Source organism: Streptomyces sp. AM6-12 (genome assembly GCF_044327085.1).
GTDB lineage: Bacteria > Actinomycetota > Actinomycetes > Streptomycetales > Streptomycetaceae > Streptomyces.
Genome location: NZ_JBIQWN010000002.1, coordinates 672717 through 689347 on the forward strand (window position 1 = coordinate 672717; position 16631 = coordinate 689347).

16 protein-coding genes are annotated in these 16631 nt (G+C 73.3%); 7 read left to right on the top strand and 9 right to left on the bottom strand.

Annotated features, from left to right (window positions below):
• Positions 1-10: 10 nt before the first annotated feature.
• Complete coding sequence (locus tag ACE4Q9_RS31425; RefSeq protein ID WP_397987901.1) at positions 11-517, top strand: lamin tail domain-containing protein; 507 nt, start codon at positions 11-13, stop codon at positions 515-517.
• 80 nt (positions 518-597) lie between these two features.
• Here ACE4Q9_RS31425 and ACE4Q9_RS31430 read toward each other — a convergent pair whose 3' ends face one another.
• A complete protein-coding gene (locus ACE4Q9_RS31430; RefSeq protein ID WP_397987902.1) occupies positions 598-1491 on the bottom strand; it encodes a TIGR01777 family oxidoreductase in 894 nt (297 codons plus the stop codon).
• A gap of 333 nt (positions 1492-1824) precedes the next feature.
• Here ACE4Q9_RS31430 and ACE4Q9_RS31435 point away from each other — a divergent pair, with 333 nt between their 5' ends.
• The 3 genes from ACE4Q9_RS31435 (at position 1825) to ACE4Q9_RS31445 (ending at position 5572) form a co-directional block, all read left to right on the top strand.
• A complete protein-coding gene (locus ACE4Q9_RS31435) occupies positions 1825-2664 on the top strand; it encodes a class I SAM-dependent methyltransferase (protein ID WP_397987903.1) in 840 nt (279 codons plus the stop codon).
• Between the two features lie 184 nt (positions 2665-2848).
• A complete protein-coding gene (locus tag ACE4Q9_RS31440; protein ID WP_397987904.1) occupies positions 2849-5005 on the top strand; it encodes an MMPL family transporter in 2157 nt (718 codons plus the stop codon).
• Positions 5006-5107: 102 nt separating this feature from the next.
• A complete protein-coding gene (locus ACE4Q9_RS31445; RefSeq protein ID WP_397987905.1) occupies positions 5108-5572 on the top strand; it encodes a hypothetical protein in 465 nt (154 codons plus the stop codon).
• Positions 5573-5590: 18 nt separating this feature from the next.
• On the opposite strand, the gene ACE4Q9_RS31450 is transcribed toward ACE4Q9_RS31445, so the two are convergent.
• The 3 genes from ACE4Q9_RS31450 to ACE4Q9_RS31460 all read right to left on the bottom strand — a co-directional run bounded on the left by ACE4Q9_RS31450 (position 5591) and on the right by ACE4Q9_RS31460 (position 9014).
• Positions 5591-5941 carry a cytochrome C oxidase subunit I gene (locus tag ACE4Q9_RS31450; RefSeq protein ID WP_397987906.1) on the bottom strand — a complete coding sequence of 117 codons (351 nt, stop codon included), beginning with the start codon at positions 5939-5941 and terminating at the stop codon, positions 5591-5593.
• On the bottom strand, positions 5938-7626 hold the full coding sequence (gene ctaD / locus ACE4Q9_RS31455) for a cytochrome c oxidase subunit I (RefSeq protein ID WP_397987907.1): 1689 nt from the start codon (positions 7624-7626) through the stop codon (positions 5938-5940). Before ctaD ends, ACE4Q9_RS31450 begins: the two co-directional genes overlap by 4 nt.
• A gap of 188 nt (positions 7627-7814) precedes the next feature.
• Entirely contained in the window at positions 7815-9014 is a 1200-nt protein-coding gene (locus tag ACE4Q9_RS31460) for a hypothetical protein (protein WP_397987908.1), read from the bottom strand.
• 195 nt (positions 9015-9209) lie between these two features.
• Here ACE4Q9_RS31460 and ACE4Q9_RS31465 point away from each other — a divergent pair, with 195 nt between their 5' ends.
• Entirely contained in the window at positions 9210-10079 is an 870-nt protein-coding gene (locus tag ACE4Q9_RS31465; RefSeq protein ID WP_397987909.1) for an MBL fold metallo-hydrolase, read from the top strand.
• 31 nt (positions 10080-10110) lie between these two features.
• On the top strand, positions 10111-10497 hold the full coding sequence (locus ACE4Q9_RS31470) for a DUF2267 domain-containing protein (RefSeq protein WP_397987910.1): 387 nt from the start codon (positions 10111-10113) through the stop codon (positions 10495-10497).
• Between the two features lie 142 nt (positions 10498-10639).
• On the opposite strand, the gene ACE4Q9_RS31475 is transcribed toward ACE4Q9_RS31470, so the two are convergent.
• Both ACE4Q9_RS31475 and ACE4Q9_RS31480 read right to left on the bottom strand, forming a co-directional pair.
• Positions 10640-11335 carry a dienelactone hydrolase family protein gene (locus ACE4Q9_RS31475; RefSeq protein ID WP_397987911.1) on the bottom strand — a complete coding sequence of 232 codons (696 nt, stop codon included), beginning with the start codon at positions 11333-11335 and terminating at the stop codon, positions 10640-10642.
• A gap of 147 nt (positions 11336-11482) precedes the next feature.
• Positions 11483-12856, bottom strand: a complete 1374-nt coding sequence (locus ACE4Q9_RS31480) for a hypothetical protein (RefSeq protein WP_397987912.1) — start codon at positions 12854-12856, stop codon at positions 11483-11485.
• Positions 12857-12970: 114 nt separating this feature from the next.
• On the opposite strand from ACE4Q9_RS31480, the gene ACE4Q9_RS31485 reads away from it, so the two are divergent.
• A complete protein-coding gene (locus ACE4Q9_RS31485; RefSeq protein ID WP_397987913.1) occupies positions 12971-14230 on the top strand; it encodes a molybdopterin-dependent oxidoreductase in 1260 nt (419 codons plus the stop codon).
• 322 nt (positions 14231-14552) lie between these two features.
• Here ACE4Q9_RS31485 and ACE4Q9_RS31490 read toward each other — a convergent pair whose 3' ends face one another.
• From ACE4Q9_RS31490 to ACE4Q9_RS31500, 3 genes are read right to left on the bottom strand one after another with little or no spacing between them, the layout of a single operon-like run.
• A complete protein-coding gene (locus tag ACE4Q9_RS31490; protein ID WP_397987914.1) occupies positions 14553-15305 on the bottom strand; it encodes a class I SAM-dependent methyltransferase in 753 nt (250 codons plus the stop codon).
• Positions 15302-15919 carry a DUF2064 domain-containing protein gene (locus tag ACE4Q9_RS31495; protein WP_397987915.1) on the bottom strand — a complete coding sequence of 206 codons (618 nt, stop codon included), beginning with the start codon at positions 15917-15919 and terminating at the stop codon, positions 15302-15304. The genes ACE4Q9_RS31490 and ACE4Q9_RS31495 overlap by 4 nt, the downstream gene beginning before the upstream one ends.
• On the bottom strand, positions 15916-16614 hold the full coding sequence (locus tag ACE4Q9_RS31500; RefSeq protein ID WP_397987916.1) for a glycosyltransferase family 2 protein: 699 nt from the start codon (positions 16612-16614) through the stop codon (positions 15916-15918). Before ACE4Q9_RS31500 ends, ACE4Q9_RS31495 begins: the two co-directional genes overlap by 4 nt.
• Positions 16615-16631 lie beyond the last annotated feature (17 nt).

The window sequence follows — 16631 nt, forward strand, 5'->3', positions numbered from 1 at the left end:
GGGGACCTCTGTGTCCGTTTCCGTTCTCACAAACGTCCGGCGGCTGACCGCCGCCACCGCCGTCGCGGCGGCCGTCGTCGGCGCCGCCGCGCTGCCCGCCGCGGCCGCCGGCCACCACTCGGGCCGCTCGCACGGCGTGGTGTACATCAGCACCGTGCGGTACGACAGCACGGGCCGGGGCGCCCGTAACAACACCGAGCTGAACCAGCAGTGGGTGGCCGTCAGCAATCATTCGCGCAAGGCGGTGAACCTGAACGGCTGGACGCTGTCGGACGCCGCCGGCCACACCTTCACCTTCCACCACTACTCCCTCGGCGCCCGCGCCACGGTCCGCGTCCACACCGGCGTCGGCCGCGACACCCGGTCCGACCTCTACCAGGACCGCCGCTCCCAGGTCTGGGACAAGTCGGACACCGCCAAACTGCGCAACGACCGCGGCCGCCTCGTCGACCAGGTCTCCTGGAACCAGCACCGCGCCACGGGCCACCACCCGCGCCAGGGAGGTGGCCGCCACTGAAAGCGACCGGCTGAGGTGAACGGCGCGGGCGGTGCGCGGCTCTCCGTGGGCGGCGCGCCGCCCGTCGGTGTGACGGCGGTTCAGAGCACGGACCGCAGCGCCTGTTCGAAGGTGGGATGGGCGAAGGAGAAGCCCGCCCGCGTCAGTGCCGCCGGGACGGCGCGGGTGCTGCACATGAGGGTCGCCGCGAACTCCCCGAGCGCGGCGCGGAGCGCGATGGCGGGTGCGGGGAGGACGGCCGGGCGGTGCAGGACCCGCGCCATCACCCGCGTGATCTCGCGTTCTGTCAACGGCTCGGGAGCCGTGAAGTTGACCGGCCCCGACAGCGCCCCGGCGGTGAGGGCGAACCGCAGCGCCGCGATGTGGTCGGCCAGCGAGATGAACGGCCAGTACTGCGTGCCGGACCCGATCCGCCCGCCCAGCCCGAGCCGGAACAGCGGCAGCATCCTCCCGAACGCCCCGCCCCCGCCCGCGACCACCAGCCCGGTCCGCGGATGCACCACCCGGATCCCGGCTTCCCGAGCCGGGTCGGCCGCCGCCTCCCACTCGGCGCAGACGGACGCCAGGAAGTCGTCCCCGGCCGGTGCGCCCTCGTCCACGATCCGCCCGCCGGTGTCCCCGTAGTAGCCGGTCGCGGACGCCGACACGAGCACCCGCGGCGGCACCTCCGCGCCGGCGCACGCCCGCGCGATGGCACGGGTGCCCCGCACCCGGCTCTCCCGGATCTCCCGCTTGTACGACGCGCTCCACCGCCGGTCCCCGACCCCGGCCCCCGCCAGATGCACCACTGCGTCCACCCCCTCAAGACGCACCCCGCCCCCGGCCGGATCCCACGTCACCGCCTCGCCGCCGTCCCCCGACCCGTGCCCCGCCCCCTCCCGGACGAGCCTGACGACCTGATGCCCGTCCCGCGAGAGCGAACGGACGAGGGCGGAACCGATGAGCCCATGGGACCCGGTGATCGCGACGCGCATGGCGTCCTCCTGGGGCGGCGAAGTGCTGCGGTCTCTCCCCGGATTGAACCCCGGATCCGCCCGTTTCGCGCCGCACGACAGCCCGGTCTTTTTGAGCGCGGCCATCCCGCGGCGACCATCGCCGAGACACTCGACCGAGCCGGCACCACCCCGGCCGTCCTGGGCCGCCTCGACACCGCCCCGGACCACGTTCGCCGGCGCGTCGGCCGAAACGCCGTGGACTCCGCCGCTCCCGGCCTGGTTCACTGCCGCCCGGATCGAAACCGGACCGAACCGGACCGACCCCGGCCCGAGCCGCTCCCTTGGAACGGCCCCCGCAGGAAAGGCTGTGACGTGACCTGGGAGTGGGACGAGACCCTGTTCGCGGGAGCCGCCGAGCACTACGAGCGCGGCAGGCTGCCGTACGCCCCCGGCCTGGTGCCGCTGCTCGCCGGGGCGCTGCCCGCCGACGGCCGCGGCCGGCTGCTCGACGTGGGCTGCGGTCCGGCCACCGTCACCGTCCCGCTCGCCGCCCTGTTCCGCGAGGCCGTCGGCATCGATCCCGACCCGGAGATGATCCGCGCGGCCGAACGCCGGGCCGCCGCCGCGGGGGTGGCCCGGCGGACCCGCTGGGTGCGGTTGCGCGCCGAGGAACTCCCGGCCGGGCTCGAGCTGTTCGACGCCGTGGTCTTCGCCCAGTCCTTCCACTGGACGGACCGGGCGCGGGTGGCCCGCACGGTCGGCGGGATGCTCCGGCCCGGTGGCGCGCTGCTCCACCTCGCCGATCTGAAGGGCGAGCGGCACCCGGCCGCGGGATCGCCGTACCCCGCCGTGCCCCGCGAGAGCATCGCCGCACTGGTCAGGGAGTACCTCGGGCCGGTCCGCCGCGCGGGGCGCGGGCTGCTGCCGCGCGGCACTCCCGGCGACGAGGCGGAGATCCTGGCGGCGGCCGGCTTCCTCGGTCCCGAGCGCCATGTCGTGCCCGGCGGCCGGGTGCTGGAGCGCACCGCCGACGACGTCGTCGCCTGGACCCTCTCGCACTCCTCCTCCACCCCGCCCCTCTTCGGCCCCCGCCTGGGCGCCTTCGAGGCGGACCTGCGTGCCCTGCTCGCCGGGGTCTCACCGGCGGGTCGCTTCGCCGAGCGCGTGCCCAGCACCGAGGTGTTCATCTGGCGGATTCCCGGAGCGGTTTGATCCGCTTGAGACACGGTAGGGGACCGCGATATCCGGTACGAAGATCGCATCATTGGTCATTACGATGTGATCCTCAGAGACAACTATTCGACCGGCTCGGCGGACCTGAGCCGGTCGGGGTCATCGATGCCAGGGACCGCTCCCCGGGCTGCGGTGATCTTCCTTCACAGGAGGACCCTCCCGCATGTTCCGACGTATTGGCGCCACGGTCGTCCGACATCCCGTCTGGACGATCGTGGCATGGCTGATCGCCGCGGTGGCGGTCGTCGCCACCGCCCCCGGCCTGCCCTCGAACAGTGACGAGAGCAGCTTTCTGCCCAAGAGTTACGAGTCGATCAAAGCCGCGGACCTCCAGTCGAAGGCGTTCCCCAGCGCCTTCACCCCGTCCGCGATCGCGCTCTACCAGCGCACCGACGGCGGCCGGCTGACCGCCGCCGACCAGAAGGACGTCGCCCGGATCACCACCGAGCTGGGCCAGAAGAAGATCGACCAGGTACAGAAGGTGGTCCCCGGCCCGCCGTCCAAGGACGGCCGGTACGCCATGACCCTGGTCCAGATGGACAGCAAGAACGCGGGACAGCCCAAACAGGCCGACGCCGCCAAGACCTTGCGCGCGGACGTCAAGCAACTGGCCAAGGGCACCCATCTCGACGTCAGACTGGGCGGCTCCGCCGCGCAGGCCCTCGACCAGCAGGACTCCTCCAAGCGCGGCCAGGCCCTGATCGGGTTCGGCACCTTCGCCATCATCCTGGTCACCCTGCTGATCATCTTCCGGGCGCCGATCCTGGCCGTCCTGCCGCTGGTCCTCATCGGCCTGGTCTCGGCCGTCGCCAACGGGCTGATCGCCTACGCCACCAAGCTGTTCGGGCTCCAGGCCAACAGCTCGATCTCGTCCATCCTGATCGTGGTGCTGTTCGGCGTGGGCACGGACTACTTCCTGTTCCTGATGTTCCGCTACCGCGAACGCCTCAGGGCCGGTGACGAGCCGAAGGAGGCCATGGTCAACGCGGTCGGCCGGGTCGGCGAGGCCATCGCCTCGGCCGCCGGCGCCGTCATCATCGCCTTCCTCGCGCTGGTCCTGTCCACCCTCGGCTTCCTCAAGCAGATGGGCCCCGCGCTCGCCATCGCGGTCGCCGCCACCCTGGTCGCGGGTCTCACCCTGATCCCGGCCGTGGTCTCCCTCATCGGCCCGAAGGTCTTCTGGCCCTCCAAGTCCTGGCAGAAGGAGCCGGAGAACGCCCGGTTCGCCGCGCTCGGCCGCGCGGTACGGCGCCGCCCGGCGCTCACCGCCGTCGCCTCCGGCCTCGTCCTGCTCGCGCTGTCGGCGGGCACGCTCGGCTACAAGGCCACCTTCGACCTGGCCTCGGGCTCGATGCCCAAGACCAAGGAGTCGATGGTCGTCCAGGACCGGATGCAGAAGGCGTACTCGGCCGGTGCCGCCGCGCCCACCGACGTCTTCCTCTCCAGCACCGGCGGCAAGCCGCTCGACAAGAGCGCCTTCGCCGGGTACGCCAAGAAGCTGGGGGCGGTCGACGGCGTGGCGAGCGCCCGGATGACCGAGCTCAACAAGGACGGCACCACCGCGGACTTCACCGTCACCCTCAAGTACGAGGCGTCCACGGACCAGGCGATCGACGCGGTGCAGCGGGTGCGCGACGTCGCGCACGCGGACGCGCCCGCCGGCACCGGGGCGCTGGTCGGCGGCATGTCCTCGATCTACAAGGACATCGACACGGCGGTCAACCACGACTACCGCACGGTGTTCCCGGTCGCGGCCGTCCTCATCATGATCATCCTCGGCCTGCTGCTGCGCAGCGTCGTGGCGCCCTGGTACCTGATGGCCTCGGTGGGCCTCGGCTTCGGCGCCACCCTCGGGGCCACGGTGTGGATCTTCCAGAAGGGGGAGGGGCACTCCGGTCTGATGTTCATGCTCCCGGTGATCATGTACCTGTTCGTGGTCGCCATCGGCACCGACTACAACATCCTGATGATCGCCCGGCTGCGCGAGGAGGCCCGCGAGGGCCGCGAGCCGCGCGAGGCGGCCGGCCAGGCCCTGCGGCACGCCGGGCCGACCGTGGCCGCGGCCGGCTTCATCCTGGCGGCGACCTTCGCCACCATGATGCTGGCCGGCAACTCGCTGCTCACCGAGATGGGTTTCGCGGTCTCCTTCGGCATCGCGATCGCCGCGTTCGTCATGGCGATGTTCTTCACGCCGAGCCTCACCGCGCTCATCGGCCACGCGGCCTGGTGGCCGGGCCACGGGGACCGGGCGGCCGAGGCCCCCGGCACCGTCCCCGCGCAGGCCGCGGGCGAACGTGACCCGGCGCGCCACAGCCGCTGACACCGGGCACCGCTCCACGGGGGCACACCAGGGCACGGGCCCCGGTGTGCCCCCGCTCGCGGTGACGTTTCGCACCGGTCGCCCGGCGGTACCCGGAGGCCCATGTTCCGCAGCATCGTGCGCGGCTGTGCCGCCGGGGCCGCCGGTACCACCGCACTGAACGCCATGACCTACTTGGACATGGCGTTGCGCGGCCGGCCCTCCAGCGGCGCGCCCGAAGACGTGGTGGAGAAGGTCACCGAGAAGGCGGGGCACCCGGTCCCGGAGACGGAGGACCGGGGGAACCGGCTGTCCGGTCTCGGCGCGCTCACGGGCATCGCCGTCGGGGTCGGCACCGGCGCCGCCGTCGCCCTGCTCCACCGGGCCGGCCTCCGCCCGCCCGGCTGGCTGGGCGGCCCCGCCACCGGCGCCCTGGCCATGACCCTGACCGACGCCCCGATGGCCGGTCTCGGCGTCAGCGACCCCCGCGCGTGGTCCCCGGCCGACTGGACCGCGGACGCCCTCCCGCACCTGGCCTACGGCCTGGTCACCTACGGAATGATCGCCGCGGCCCACCGGCACCACTGACCGCGGGCGGCGGCTCCGTCAGCGAAGCAGCAGCAGCGTCACCGCCGCCGCCAGCCCCGCACAGAGGCCCAGCGTCCAGGCCACGCACCGCCGCCGCAGTTCCCGGTACCGGTTCTCGTACTCGGCGCGCAGCGAGGCGCAGCGGGCGGCGATGCGTTCCAGGTCCTTCCTGGCGCGGCGCAGGGCGTCCTCGACGTAGCTCTGCTCGATCTCGGTGCGCTGGGAGGTCGTCAGCCAGTCCATCGGCCGGACGAACTCCCTCGCGCGCTGCTCCGCCTCCGCGATGCGGGCCTGCCAGAGCAGGTATCCCTCCACCTGGTTGCCCAGTTCCCCCTCGGCGACCTCCGGCCGCAGAGTCGGGTCGCTCATACCGCGCCCTGTGCCTCGGCCTCGGCCAGCGCGATGTCCGGATGGTGCAGATCGAACGCGGGGGCTTCGCTGCGGACCCGCGGCAGGGTCAGGAAGTTGTGGCGCGGGGGCGGGCAGGAGGTCGCCCACTCCAGGGAACGGCCGTAGCCCCACGGGTCGTCCACGCCGACCGGCACCCCGAACCTCGCCGTCTTCCAGATGTTGTAGAGGAACGGCAGCATCGACAGGCCCAGCAGGAAGGAACCGATGGTGGAGACCGTGTTCAGGGCGGTGAAGCCGTCGGCGGCCAGGTAGTCGGCGTACCGGCGTGGCATGCCCTCGGCGCCCAGCCAGTGCTGGACGAGGAAGGTGGTGTGGAAGCCGATGAACAGCGTCCAGAAGGTGATCTTGCCGAGGCGTTCGTCCAGCATCTTGCCGGTGAACTTCGGCCACCAGAAGTGGAAGCCGGCGAACATGGCGAACACGACCGTACCGAAGACCACGTAGTGGAAGTGGGCCACCACGAAGTACGAGTCGGACACATGGAAGTCCATCGGCGGCGAGGCCAGGATCACTCCCGTCAGACCGCCGAAGAGGAACGTGACGAGGAAGCCGGTCGCCCAGAGCATCGGGGTCTCGAAGGACACCGAGCCCTTCCACATGGTGCCGATCCAGTTGAAGAACTTCACCCCGGTCGGCACCGCGATCAGGAAGGTCATGAAGGAGAAGAACGGCAGCAGCACACCACCGGTGACGTACATGTGGTGCGCCCACACGGTCACGGACAGACCGGCGATGGAGATCGTCGCGGCGATCAGGCCCATGTAACCGAACATCGGCTTGCGGGAGAAGACCGGAATGATCTCGGAGACGATCCCGAAGAACGGCAGCGCGATGATGTAGACCTCGGGATGTCCGAAGAACCAGAACAGGTGCTGCCACAGCAGCGCCCCGCCGTTGGCCGAGTCATAGACGTGGGCGCCGAACTGGCGGTCCGCCTCGATGGCGAACAGCGCGGCCGCCAGCACGGGGAAGGCCAGGAGCACCAGAACAGCGGTCAGTAGGACATTCCATACGAAGATCGGCATGCGGAACATGGTCATGCCCGGAGCGCGCATGCAGATGATCGTGGCGATGAAGTTGACCGAGCCCAGGATCGTCCCGAAGCCGGAGAAGGCCAGCCCCATGATCCACAGGTCGGAGCCGACATAGGGCGAGAACGCCTCGCTGTGCAGCGGGGCGTAGGCGAACCAGCCGAAGTCGGCCGCGCCGTCCGGGGTGAGGAAGCCGCCCACTGCGATGAGCGAGCCGAACAGGTACAGCCAGTAGGCGAGCATGTTCAGCCGCGGGAAGGCCACGTCGGGCGCGCCGATCTGGAGCGGCATGATCCAGTTGGTGAAACCGGCGAACAGCGGCGTCGCGAACATCAGCAGCATCACGGTGCCGTGCATCGTGAACAGCTGGTTGTACTGCTCCTTGGAGACGATCTGGAGCCCCGGACGGGCCAGCTCGGCGCGGATGATGAGCGCCATGAGGCCACCGACCAGGAAGAACCCGAACGACGTCGCCAGGTACAGCGTGCCGATCGTCTTGTGATCGGTGGTCGTCAGCCACCGCACCACGACATTGCCGGGCTGCTTGCGCCGCACCGGCACCTCACTGTCGTAGGTGTCGGCCGGCCCCTTGGGCTCGTTCAGAATGCTCACAGCTGGTACGCCTCCCGGCGCTCGCAGGTTCGCCGACGTCAGTCATCCGACATCCTCGCGGCACCGGGGTGGCCGCCGGAGCCGCCGGCGGCCGGGACACGGCCGAACGGCTGACGCTCACACCCGAACGGAGCATCCCCGTGCCCCGTTCGGAGCAACGGGGAAGCGCGCGGCGGCGGGCCCGGCCATCAGGGGGAGTGGTTGGCGAAGGTCGCCAGATAGGTGCCGTAGAGCAGGGAGAAGGCGGCGAGGTACCCGCACAGCCTGCGGGTGGCGTCGGGGTCGGTGCGCCACCGGTGGACCAGTGCCCGTGCCGCGGGGACGAGCAGCGGGAACGCGGGCAGCAGGAAGCGCGGCTTGGACTCGAAGGGGCCCGAGACGAGCACGACCGGCAGCAGCAGCGCGGCGGTGTACAGCAGCAGCGCCGGCGGGACGCGCTCCCGGCACAGCCGGACGAACAGGAAGACGCCGACCGCCACGACCACCAGCGCCACCGGGTAGACGACACCGTCGGTGACCGGCACCGTCGCGAGGAAGCGCAGGGTGCCCAGGCCTCCGTCGAAGCGCGACTCCCAGGCGCTCTGCACCTGGAAGTAGCCGCGCAGCAGAGCGCCCGTGCGCTCCCCCACCAGCAGCAGGTATGCCGTCCAGCCGAGCGGGGCGACGAGGGCACCGGCCCACAGGCCGAGCGGCACCCGCCCCCGCCGCCGTACGACGTCGAGGGCGGCCACGCCCAGGACGGCCGCGGCGGCGGCGTAGCCGTTCGGCCGGGTCAGGCCCGCCAGCGCGGCGAGCGCGCCGGCCGTCAGCCAGCGCTCGTCCAGCAGGGCGTACAGGCACCAGACGGCGAGCGCGATGAACAGGGGCTCGGTGTAGGCGAGGGTGAGGACGACCGAGTGCGGCAGCACGGCCCACAGGGCGACCATGGCGGTGGCGACCGCGCGGCCGTACAGCCGGTACCCGATCGCGTAGATGCCGACGACGGCCAGCGCGGTCGCGGTCCAGGCGATCAGCAGCGCCGCCACGCCCGGCGTCAGCGGCGGGATCCAGTCGAGCGCCCGGATGAGCCCCGGATACAGCGGGAAGAACGCCCAGTCGGTCTGCACCGCGCCCGAGTCGGTGATGTGCACGCGGGTGCCGTAGCCGTGCGTGGCGATGTGCAGGTACCAGACGGAGTCCCAGGAGTGGGCCAGGCCCTTGAGTATCGCCCGGCCGGTGAGCAGGTTCACCAGGACGACGAGGCCGGCCCCGGCCAGCCGGACGGCGCCGAACAGGACGAGCGCCCGCTGGACGCCGGGCGGCCAGGCCCGCCGCTCGGGTCCCCGCAGGGACGGGCCGGGCCGTTCGGGGGCGGGGGCAGCACGGTGCTGCGGGGAGAACGTACTCACCCCTCGACCTTCATCGCAGCCGCACGTCCGTGCAATGGGACCACGCCGATCACGTCACTTCTGGCTCGTTCTCTTTGCTGGTCAGAGCGTCGCATCCGGGAAATACAAGACTGTTCGCCCCTACCCGTCCCGGTTCGGGCGGGTCATCCTTGAACGGCGGCCCGCACCGGGCCGCGCCCCGCGGAAGGAGCCCCTGTGGACGGCTGGTACGTCGACGACCGCTGCACCAACTGCGACGTCGCCCGGCAACTGGCGCCGGACCTGATCGCCGAGGAGAACGGCACGTCCCGGATCGTGCGCCAACCGGCGACCGAGGACGAGAACCGGCGCCTGTACGCCGCCGTGTTCGCCTGCCACACCCGCTCGATCCGCCCCGCCACCGGCCGCGTCGACCAGGCACTCGACCCGTTCCCCCTGGCCCTGGACGACGGCGTGCTGCTGTGCGGTCACAACTCGCCGCGCACCGCGGCCGCCAACTCCTATCTGCTGCGCCGCCCCGACGGCACCCAGATGATGATCGACACCCCCCGCTGGAGCCCCGCCCTGGCCGGCCGGTACACGGCCACGGGCCGCATCACGGACGTGCTGCTCACCCACCGCGACCACGCCGCCCACGGCCGCCGCTGGGCGGACCACCTCGGCGCCCGGCTGTGGATCCACGAGGGCGACCTCGACGCCGCGCCCGACGCGGACCAGGTCATCCGGGGCCTCGACCCGGTGGAGGTCGGACCGGGCGTCACCGTGCATCCGCTGCCCGGCCACACCCGCGGCAGCGTGCTCTACCTCGCGGACGACCGGTACTGCTTCAGCGGCGACAGCTTCCACTGGTCGCGCTCGCTCGGCGACCTCGCCGTCGTGGACTGCGTGACCTGGTACTCCATCGAGGAGCTGGCCGCCTCACTGGCCCGGACCGCGGACCGGCTGCGCTTCGAGTGGGTCCTGCCGGGCCATGGCGACCGCAGGCACCTGCCCGCCGCCGAGATGTCCCGCCGCCTGCGCGCCCTGACCGAGCACACCAGCACCCTGCGCCCGCGTCCCGTGGACTTCACGGCCGTACGGTGGTGAGGGGGACGGCGTTCGGCAGCGGGAGGTCACCGTGCGGCTGGCGGAGTTTCTGACCCGGGTCCAGGACCGCGGGGAGTACCGGAGCGAGGAGGAGGCCGAGCACGTCAGCGAGGCCGTGCTGTGGACGCTGGCCACCCGGATCACCCCGGAGGAGGCCGAGGAGCTGGCGGCGCGGCTGCCCGCACCGCTGGACGAGGCCCTGCACCGGGACCGGGGCTGCGCCGAGTCCTTCGGCCGGGAGGAGTTCCTGCGGCGGGTGGCCCAGCAGACCGGCGCCCGGCCGCGCACGGCGGAGTGGGACGCGGGCGCGGTGCTCTCCACCGTCGCCGACTCCGTCCCCGGCGGCGAGCTGGACGGCCTGCTGGCCCGGCTCCCGGTCGACTACGCGGACCTGTTCGGGAGGCCGGAGCCCGCCTGAGCGGGGGACCTGAGCGGGGAACCTGAGCGGGGAAGGGGACTGGCAAGCGGGACCGGGGGTTCGGGAGCGGGGCCGGCAGGTAAGCGGGGCGCGGACTCACCGCTGTGCGTCTCCGCCTACGCCTCACTCCCGTGCGTCTTTGTCACCGGCCCCCGTTCCCGGTCACCGGCCCCCGTTCCCGCTCCTCCCGCACGGCCCGCAGCCGCTCGTCGCACCACCGCCTGGCCGCCTCGGAGACCTGGGCCAGCGCGCGCGGGTCCTCGAACAGATGGGTGGCGTCCGGTACGACGTGCAGGGCGTGCGGGGCCCGCAGCCGCCGGGCCGCGTCCTGGTTGAGCCGCAGCACCTCGTGGTCCTGCCCGCCGACGACCAGCAGGACCGGCGCCCGCACCTTCTCCAGCGCCTCGCCCGCCAGATCGGGCCGCCCGTCCCGCGACACCACGGCCAGCACCCGGTCGGGACGTTCGGCGGCGGCCGTCAGCGCGGCGGCGGTGCCGGTGCCCGCGCCGAACAGCACCACCGGCGTGCCCCGCGTGTCCGGCTGCTCGTCGAGCCAGTCGATCGCGCCCACCAGACGGTGCGCGAGGAGCGGGATGTCGAAGCGGTGCTCGCCGTTCAGCGCGTCGTGCCGCTCCTCCCGCTCGCTGAGCAGGTCGAGCAGCAGCGTGCCGTACCCGGCCGTGCGCAGCTCGGCGGCCACGGTCCGGTTGCGGGTGCTGTGCCGGGAGCTGCCGTTGCCGTGCGCGAACAGCACCACCGCGCGCGAGGATGCCTGGACCACGAGGTCGCCGTGGAGCGCGGCGTCGTCCATGCGGACGAGAACCATCTCGGAGATCATCGGCCTCAACCCTTTCCGGGGCGCCGTTCCCGCCGAGCGATACGGCCCGGATCCCGCCGAGCGGTACGGCCCGGATGTCCACATCCCATGATGCCCACGGCACCACGCCCCCGGCACCCGCAGGGCCGCGGGCCGGAAGGACCGCCGTCACCAGCCGGTCAGCAGCAGATGATTGAGCAGCAGCGCGAGCACGGCCTGGGCGGCGAGCCAGGGCCGGGGATGGGGCAGCAGCGCGCAGGCGGGCAGCAGCCACAGCGCGAAGGGCAGCCAGATCCGCTCGGTCTCGGCCTTGCTCATGCCGGACAGGTCGGCCGCCAGCAGGGCGAGCAGCGCGGCGCAGACGAGGAGGGCGAGCCGGGCCCGCGGGCCGGTACGGCGGCGCAGCAGCTCGGCACCGGTGCGGCGCAGGCCCGCCGCGGTGGCCGGTCCGGTGATGAGCACGGCGCAGGCGAGATTCGCCCACACCCAGTAGCCGTAGGGGCGCACACCGCCCACCCCCTGGTAGTAGCGGATCGTCAGGAGCTGGTAGCCGTGCCACCAGTTGAAACCGGCGAGCGTGAACACCACCGGCACGACGGCCAGCCCGGCGAACAGGGGAAGCAACAGGACGGGCCGGGCGCGCAGTTCGCGCCGGGCGAGGAGGAGCACCACCGCGCCGACGAGGGCGAAAAGCGTGAGGCCGTACGAGAGGTAGCAGGTCAGCCCGGACAGCAGGCCCGCGCCGGCCGCCGCCCAGGGGGAGCGCCGGGTCAGGGCGAGGGCGAGCAGGGCCAGTGCCCAGGCGGCGACCGCCGCGAAGTAGCCGTCGGCGGAGACGCCCTGCCAGACCGCGGCCGGGGCCAGCACCGTGAACGGGGCCGCCCGCCGCGCGAGCGCCTCGCCGGCCAGGGCCCGCACGGCGATCAGCACCGCCACGCATCCGCTCGCGCCGACGAGAACGCAGAACATCCCGGCCCAGCCGCCGCCGCGCAGCCCGATCCGGTCGAGCAGGACGAAGGTCAGCGTGGCCGCCGGGGGATGCCCCGCGACATGGGCGGGCCAGGGGCGGGGTGTGCCGCTGACGATGTGCCGGGTGAAGTCGTGCAGGGCGGCCGGGATGTCGTGGAAGCGGCCGATCACCCGGAGGTACTCCTCACGGGCGGTCAGCCGGCCGGCGATGCCCCGCTGCCAGCCGTCCACCAGCGCCAGCGAGACGATCCACGCCAGCGCGGTCGCCCAGGCCGCCGCGAGCAGCCCGCGCCAGGGCAGCCGGGCCGCGAGCACGGGACCCTGCACCACGGTCGCCGCCGCCACGGCCAGTGCGGCGGGGGTGCCGGGGCCGGCGTGCGGGTCCCAGTCGGCGAACAGCGGGGGCCAGTGCACGAACAGCGTTCGGTGCACGGCCTGGATATGGCGGCCGACCAGGACCGCCGCCGTCACGAGCAGGGCGGCGGCAGCGGCGGCGTACAGATCGCGTCGCCCGGCACGGGAGGGATGTGCCGCGGGGCCGGGAGCGGGGTCTCGGTGGGGAAGGAGGGTCACACCCGGAACGCTAGGCCGGGCGGGCGGCGCCGGGCCGCCGTCCAGGCCGGACGTCAGGGTTTCGTCACCGGCCGTACCGCCTGTCCCGGACGTCTTGCGGCTTACGGTCGGCACATGCGCGACCAAGACCGCCTCCCCAGCTCACCGGGTTTCTGGCGCAGCCCCCTGCGCGGCCCGTGGTTCACCTCGGTGCTCGGCCTCGTCCTCCTCGTCGGCGTCACCGTCCTGTTCGTGACCGGCCTGGTGTCGTACGCCGCCTACAACCCGAACCTGTCCCCCGTGAACGACACGACGCCGGACAAGGGACTGCTCGGCTTCTACCTGTTCGCCTGGCCGACCGACCCCGTGTGGCTGTACCGCCTCACCCAGGGCGTCCACGTCACCCTCGGGATCACCCTGATCCCCGTGCTGCTGGCCAAGCTGTGGTCGGTGGTGCCCCGGCTGTTCGCCCTGCCCCCGGCCCGCTCCGTCGCCCACGCCCTGGAACGCGTCTCCCTGTTGCTGCTCGTCGGCGGCGGCCTGTTCGAGTTCACCACCGGCGTGCTCAACATCCAGCTGGACTACGTCTTTCCGGGCTCCTTCTACCCGCTGCACTTCTACGGCGCCTGGGTGTTCTTCGCGGCCTTCGCCGCCCACGCCGCGCTCAAGACGCCGAAGGCGCTGCGCACCGTACGACGGCGGCTGCGCGGCGAACCCGAGGAAGGCGGCACGCCCGCACCCGACACCCTGGTCGCCCCGCGCCCCGATCCGCCCACCGTCAGCCGGCGCGGCGCTCTCGGACTGGTCGGCGGCGGCTCGTTGCTGCTGCTCCTGACCACGGTCGGACAGAGCCTCGGCGGCCCCTTCCGCCGTGCCGCCCTGCTCGCACCCCACGGCACGGCCGATCCGAACGGCGGCCCCAACGGCTTCCAGATCAACAAGACCGCCGCCTACGCCGGGACCACCACGGCCGACACCCACGAGGACGCCTGGCGGCTCGTCGTCACCGGCCGCACCGGCACCGTCCGCCTCAGCCGCGCCGAGCTGCTCCGACTGCCGCTGCACAGTGCCTCGTTGCCCATCGCCTGTGTGGAGGGCTGGTCGACCGCCGACCAGTGGTGGCGCGGGGTACGGCTGCGCGACCTGGCCGCGCTGGTCGGCTACGACGGCGATCCGCCGGACGTGCTGGTGGAGTCCCTGCAACGACACGGTGCCTTCCGCCGCGCGGCCCTGCGCGCCAACCAGGTGGCCGATCCGCGCGCCCTGCTCGCCCTCTACGTCAACGGCGAGGAACTGTCCCCCGACCACGGCCACCCGGCGCGGGTCATCGTGCCCGCCGCACCCGGTGTGCTCAACACCAAATGGGTGGCCCGGCTGACCTTCGGAGCCCTGTGATGACGTCCCGCCGGATGCGCCTCGCGCTCGGCAGCCCCTTCCAACTGCTGCTGCTCGCCTGCTCCTTCGCGCTCGCCGCCTACGCCGGGATCCGGCTGCTGGCCGGCGACTGGCGCGCGGTGGCGCTGTGGATCGTGGGCGCCGCCCTGCTGCACGACCTCGTGCTGGTGCCCCTGTACGCGGCGGCCGACCGGGCGGTGACCCACGGTCTCGCGGCGGCCGGACGGCGCGGCTGGACCCCTTACGTACGGGTCCCGGCCGTGCTGTCCGCGCTGCTGCTCCTTGTGTGGTTCCCGCTGATCAGCGGTATGACGGCCGAGCGCTACCGATCGGCGACCGGTCTGTCGCCGGACGGCTTCCTCACCCGCTGGCTGCTGATCACCGCCGTACTGTTCGGCGGTTCCGCCGTGCTGCTGGCGTGGCGGGTGCGCAGGGCGGCGAAGCACCGGCCGCCCGCGCCCCAGTGAGCGACGCGCCGCCACCCGGCCCGGCGCGCATGGCGCAGCAGGGCCGGGGTGCCGAGCCGGGCCCACGGGAACGGGGCACCGCCGGCGCCCGGCCCCGCGCTCACGTCGACCACCTCGACGTGAGCGCGTTCATCGACGTCCACCGGCACGGTCTCCGCGATCAGCAGGCCGCCCGGCCGAAGCAGCGCGGCCACCCGCTCCAGCAGCGCGGCCGGGTCCCCGCCGATGCCGATGTTGCCGTCCATCAGCAGCACGGTGCCCCAGCGGCCCTCGGCGGGCAGCGCCTCGAACACCGAGCGGCGCAGCACCGGACCGCCGAGCCCCGTGGTGTGCGCCACGGCCGCGTCGCTGACGTCGATGCCGAGCACGGGACGGCCTCGGGCGGCGAGTTCCGCCACCAGCCTTCCCGGCCCGCAGCCGACGTCGAGCACGGTGCCCTCGCAGCGGTCCAGCACCGCGAGGTCGACCGCATCGGCCCGGCCGCACCAGCGCTCCACCTCCAGCGGCAGCAGCCAGCCGTCGACCCGGCGCAGGAACAGCGGACCCCGGCCGGTGCGCAGCGCGGTGGCGTACGGGTCGGCGGCGGCCCAGGCGACGGAGCCGCTCATCGGGGCAGCCCCGCGGCGCAGCGGGCCATCTCGGCGGCGAACCGGCCGCGCGGGGCCAGCGCGGCGACCGCCCGAGCGTCGGCGGCGACATCGACGTCCCGCAGCCGGGGCAGGTCACGCACCCGCAGCCCGGCTGCGGTCAGCCGGGCCCGCTGCGCGGCGCCGGTACCCGGCGTGGACATGGGGACGCCGCGCAGCAGCGCCGGGTCGGGCTCGGCCAGCCCCAGCGCCCAGAACCCGCCGTCCCGCGCCGGGCCCAGCCACGCGTCGCAGTCGGTGAAGTCCACCGTGAGAAGCTCCGGCGTGACCTGCGGGGTGTCCATGCCGATCAGCAGTGCGGGGCCGGCGCAGTGCGCGAAGGCGTCCGCCAGCCGCTCGTCCAGGCCGCCCGCGCACTGCGGTACGACCTCGAAGCCCGGCGGCAGCCAGGGGCCGGGTGTCCCGTCCAGCACGAGGACACGCCGGGACGCGGGTGTCCGCGCCACGGTGTGCAGGGTGTCGGCGAGCGCCGCCTCGGCGAGCCGCGCCGCTTCCGGCGGGCTGAACGGCGGGGTCAGCCGGGTCTTGGCCCTGCCGGGACGGGGCTCCTTGGCGATGACGAGCAAGGTGGTCACTGCGCCGTCCTCTCCTGGGCGCGGGCCGGGGCCTCGGTCAGCACCCGGCGCATGTCCCGCACCGCGTGCCAGGTACCGGTCCAGGTGCCCGTCACCTTGGAGGTACCGGTGCGGGGGAGGTACGGCACGTCGTACTCGGCGATCCGCCAGCCGGCGTCGGCGGCACGTACCACCATCTCCAGCGGGTACCCGCTGCGCCGGTCGGTGAGACCCAGCCCGAGCAGCGCCTCGCGCCGGGCGGCACGCAGCGGCCCCAGGTCGTGCAGCCGAAGACCGGTGCGGCGGCGCAGCATCCGCGCCAGCGCGAGGTTCCCGGCCCTGGCGTGCACCGGCCAGGTCCCTCGGGCCACCGGGCGCCTGCGGCCCAGCACCAGATCGGCCCTGCGCTCCTGGATCCGCTGCACGAAGGGCACCAGCAGGGCCGGGTCCAGCGAGGCGTCGCAGTCGCAGAAGCACACGATGCCGGCCGTGGCGGCGGTCAGCCCGGCATGGCACGCGGCACCGAAGCCGCGCCGCGGTTCGTCCACCACGGTGGCGCCCAGCGTCCGGGCGATGCGGGCCGAACCGTCGCTGGAGCCGTTGTCGACGACGAGAGCACGCCAGCCCGCCGGGATCCGGCCGAGCACCCAGGGCAGGGCCTCGGCCTCGTCCAGACAGGGCAGCACCACGTCGACGGACGGAGAAGAGATCGTCATGCCTCTCACCCTACGAA

What these genes read in the sequence shown, in the direction of transcription:
- ACE4Q9_RS31485 (WP_397987913.1), top strand. Translation starts at nt 12,971, where the DNA reads ATGCGCGACCAAGACCGCCTCCCCAGCTCACCGGGTTTCTGGCGCAGC.
- ACE4Q9_RS31475 (WP_397987911.1), bottom strand. Translation starts at nt 11,335, where the DNA reads ATGATCTCCGAGATGGTTCTCGTCCGCATGGACGACGCCGCGCTCCAC.
- ACE4Q9_RS31490 (WP_397987914.1), bottom strand. Translation starts at nt 15,305, where the DNA reads ATGAGCGGCTCCGTCGCCTGGGCCGCCGCCGACCCGTACGCCACCGCG.
- ACE4Q9_RS31445 (WP_397987905.1), top strand. Translation starts at nt 5,108, where the DNA reads ATGTTCCGCAGCATCGTGCGCGGCTGTGCCGCCGGGGCCGCCGGTACC.
- ACE4Q9_RS31430 (WP_397987902.1), bottom strand. Translation starts at nt 1,491, where the DNA reads ATGCGCGTCGCGATCACCGGGTCCCATGGGCTCATCGGTTCCGCCCTC.
- ACE4Q9_RS31500 (WP_397987916.1), bottom strand. Translation starts at nt 16,614, where the DNA reads ATGACGATCTCTTCTCCGTCCGTCGACGTGGTGCTGCCCTGTCTGGAC.
- ACE4Q9_RS31450 (WP_397987906.1), bottom strand. Translation starts at nt 5,941, where the DNA reads ATGAGCGACCCGACTCTGCGGCCGGAGGTCGCCGAGGGGGAACTGGGC.
- ACE4Q9_RS31440 (WP_397987904.1), top strand. Translation starts at nt 2,849, where the DNA reads ATGTTCCGACGTATTGGCGCCACGGTCGTCCGACATCCCGTCTGGACG.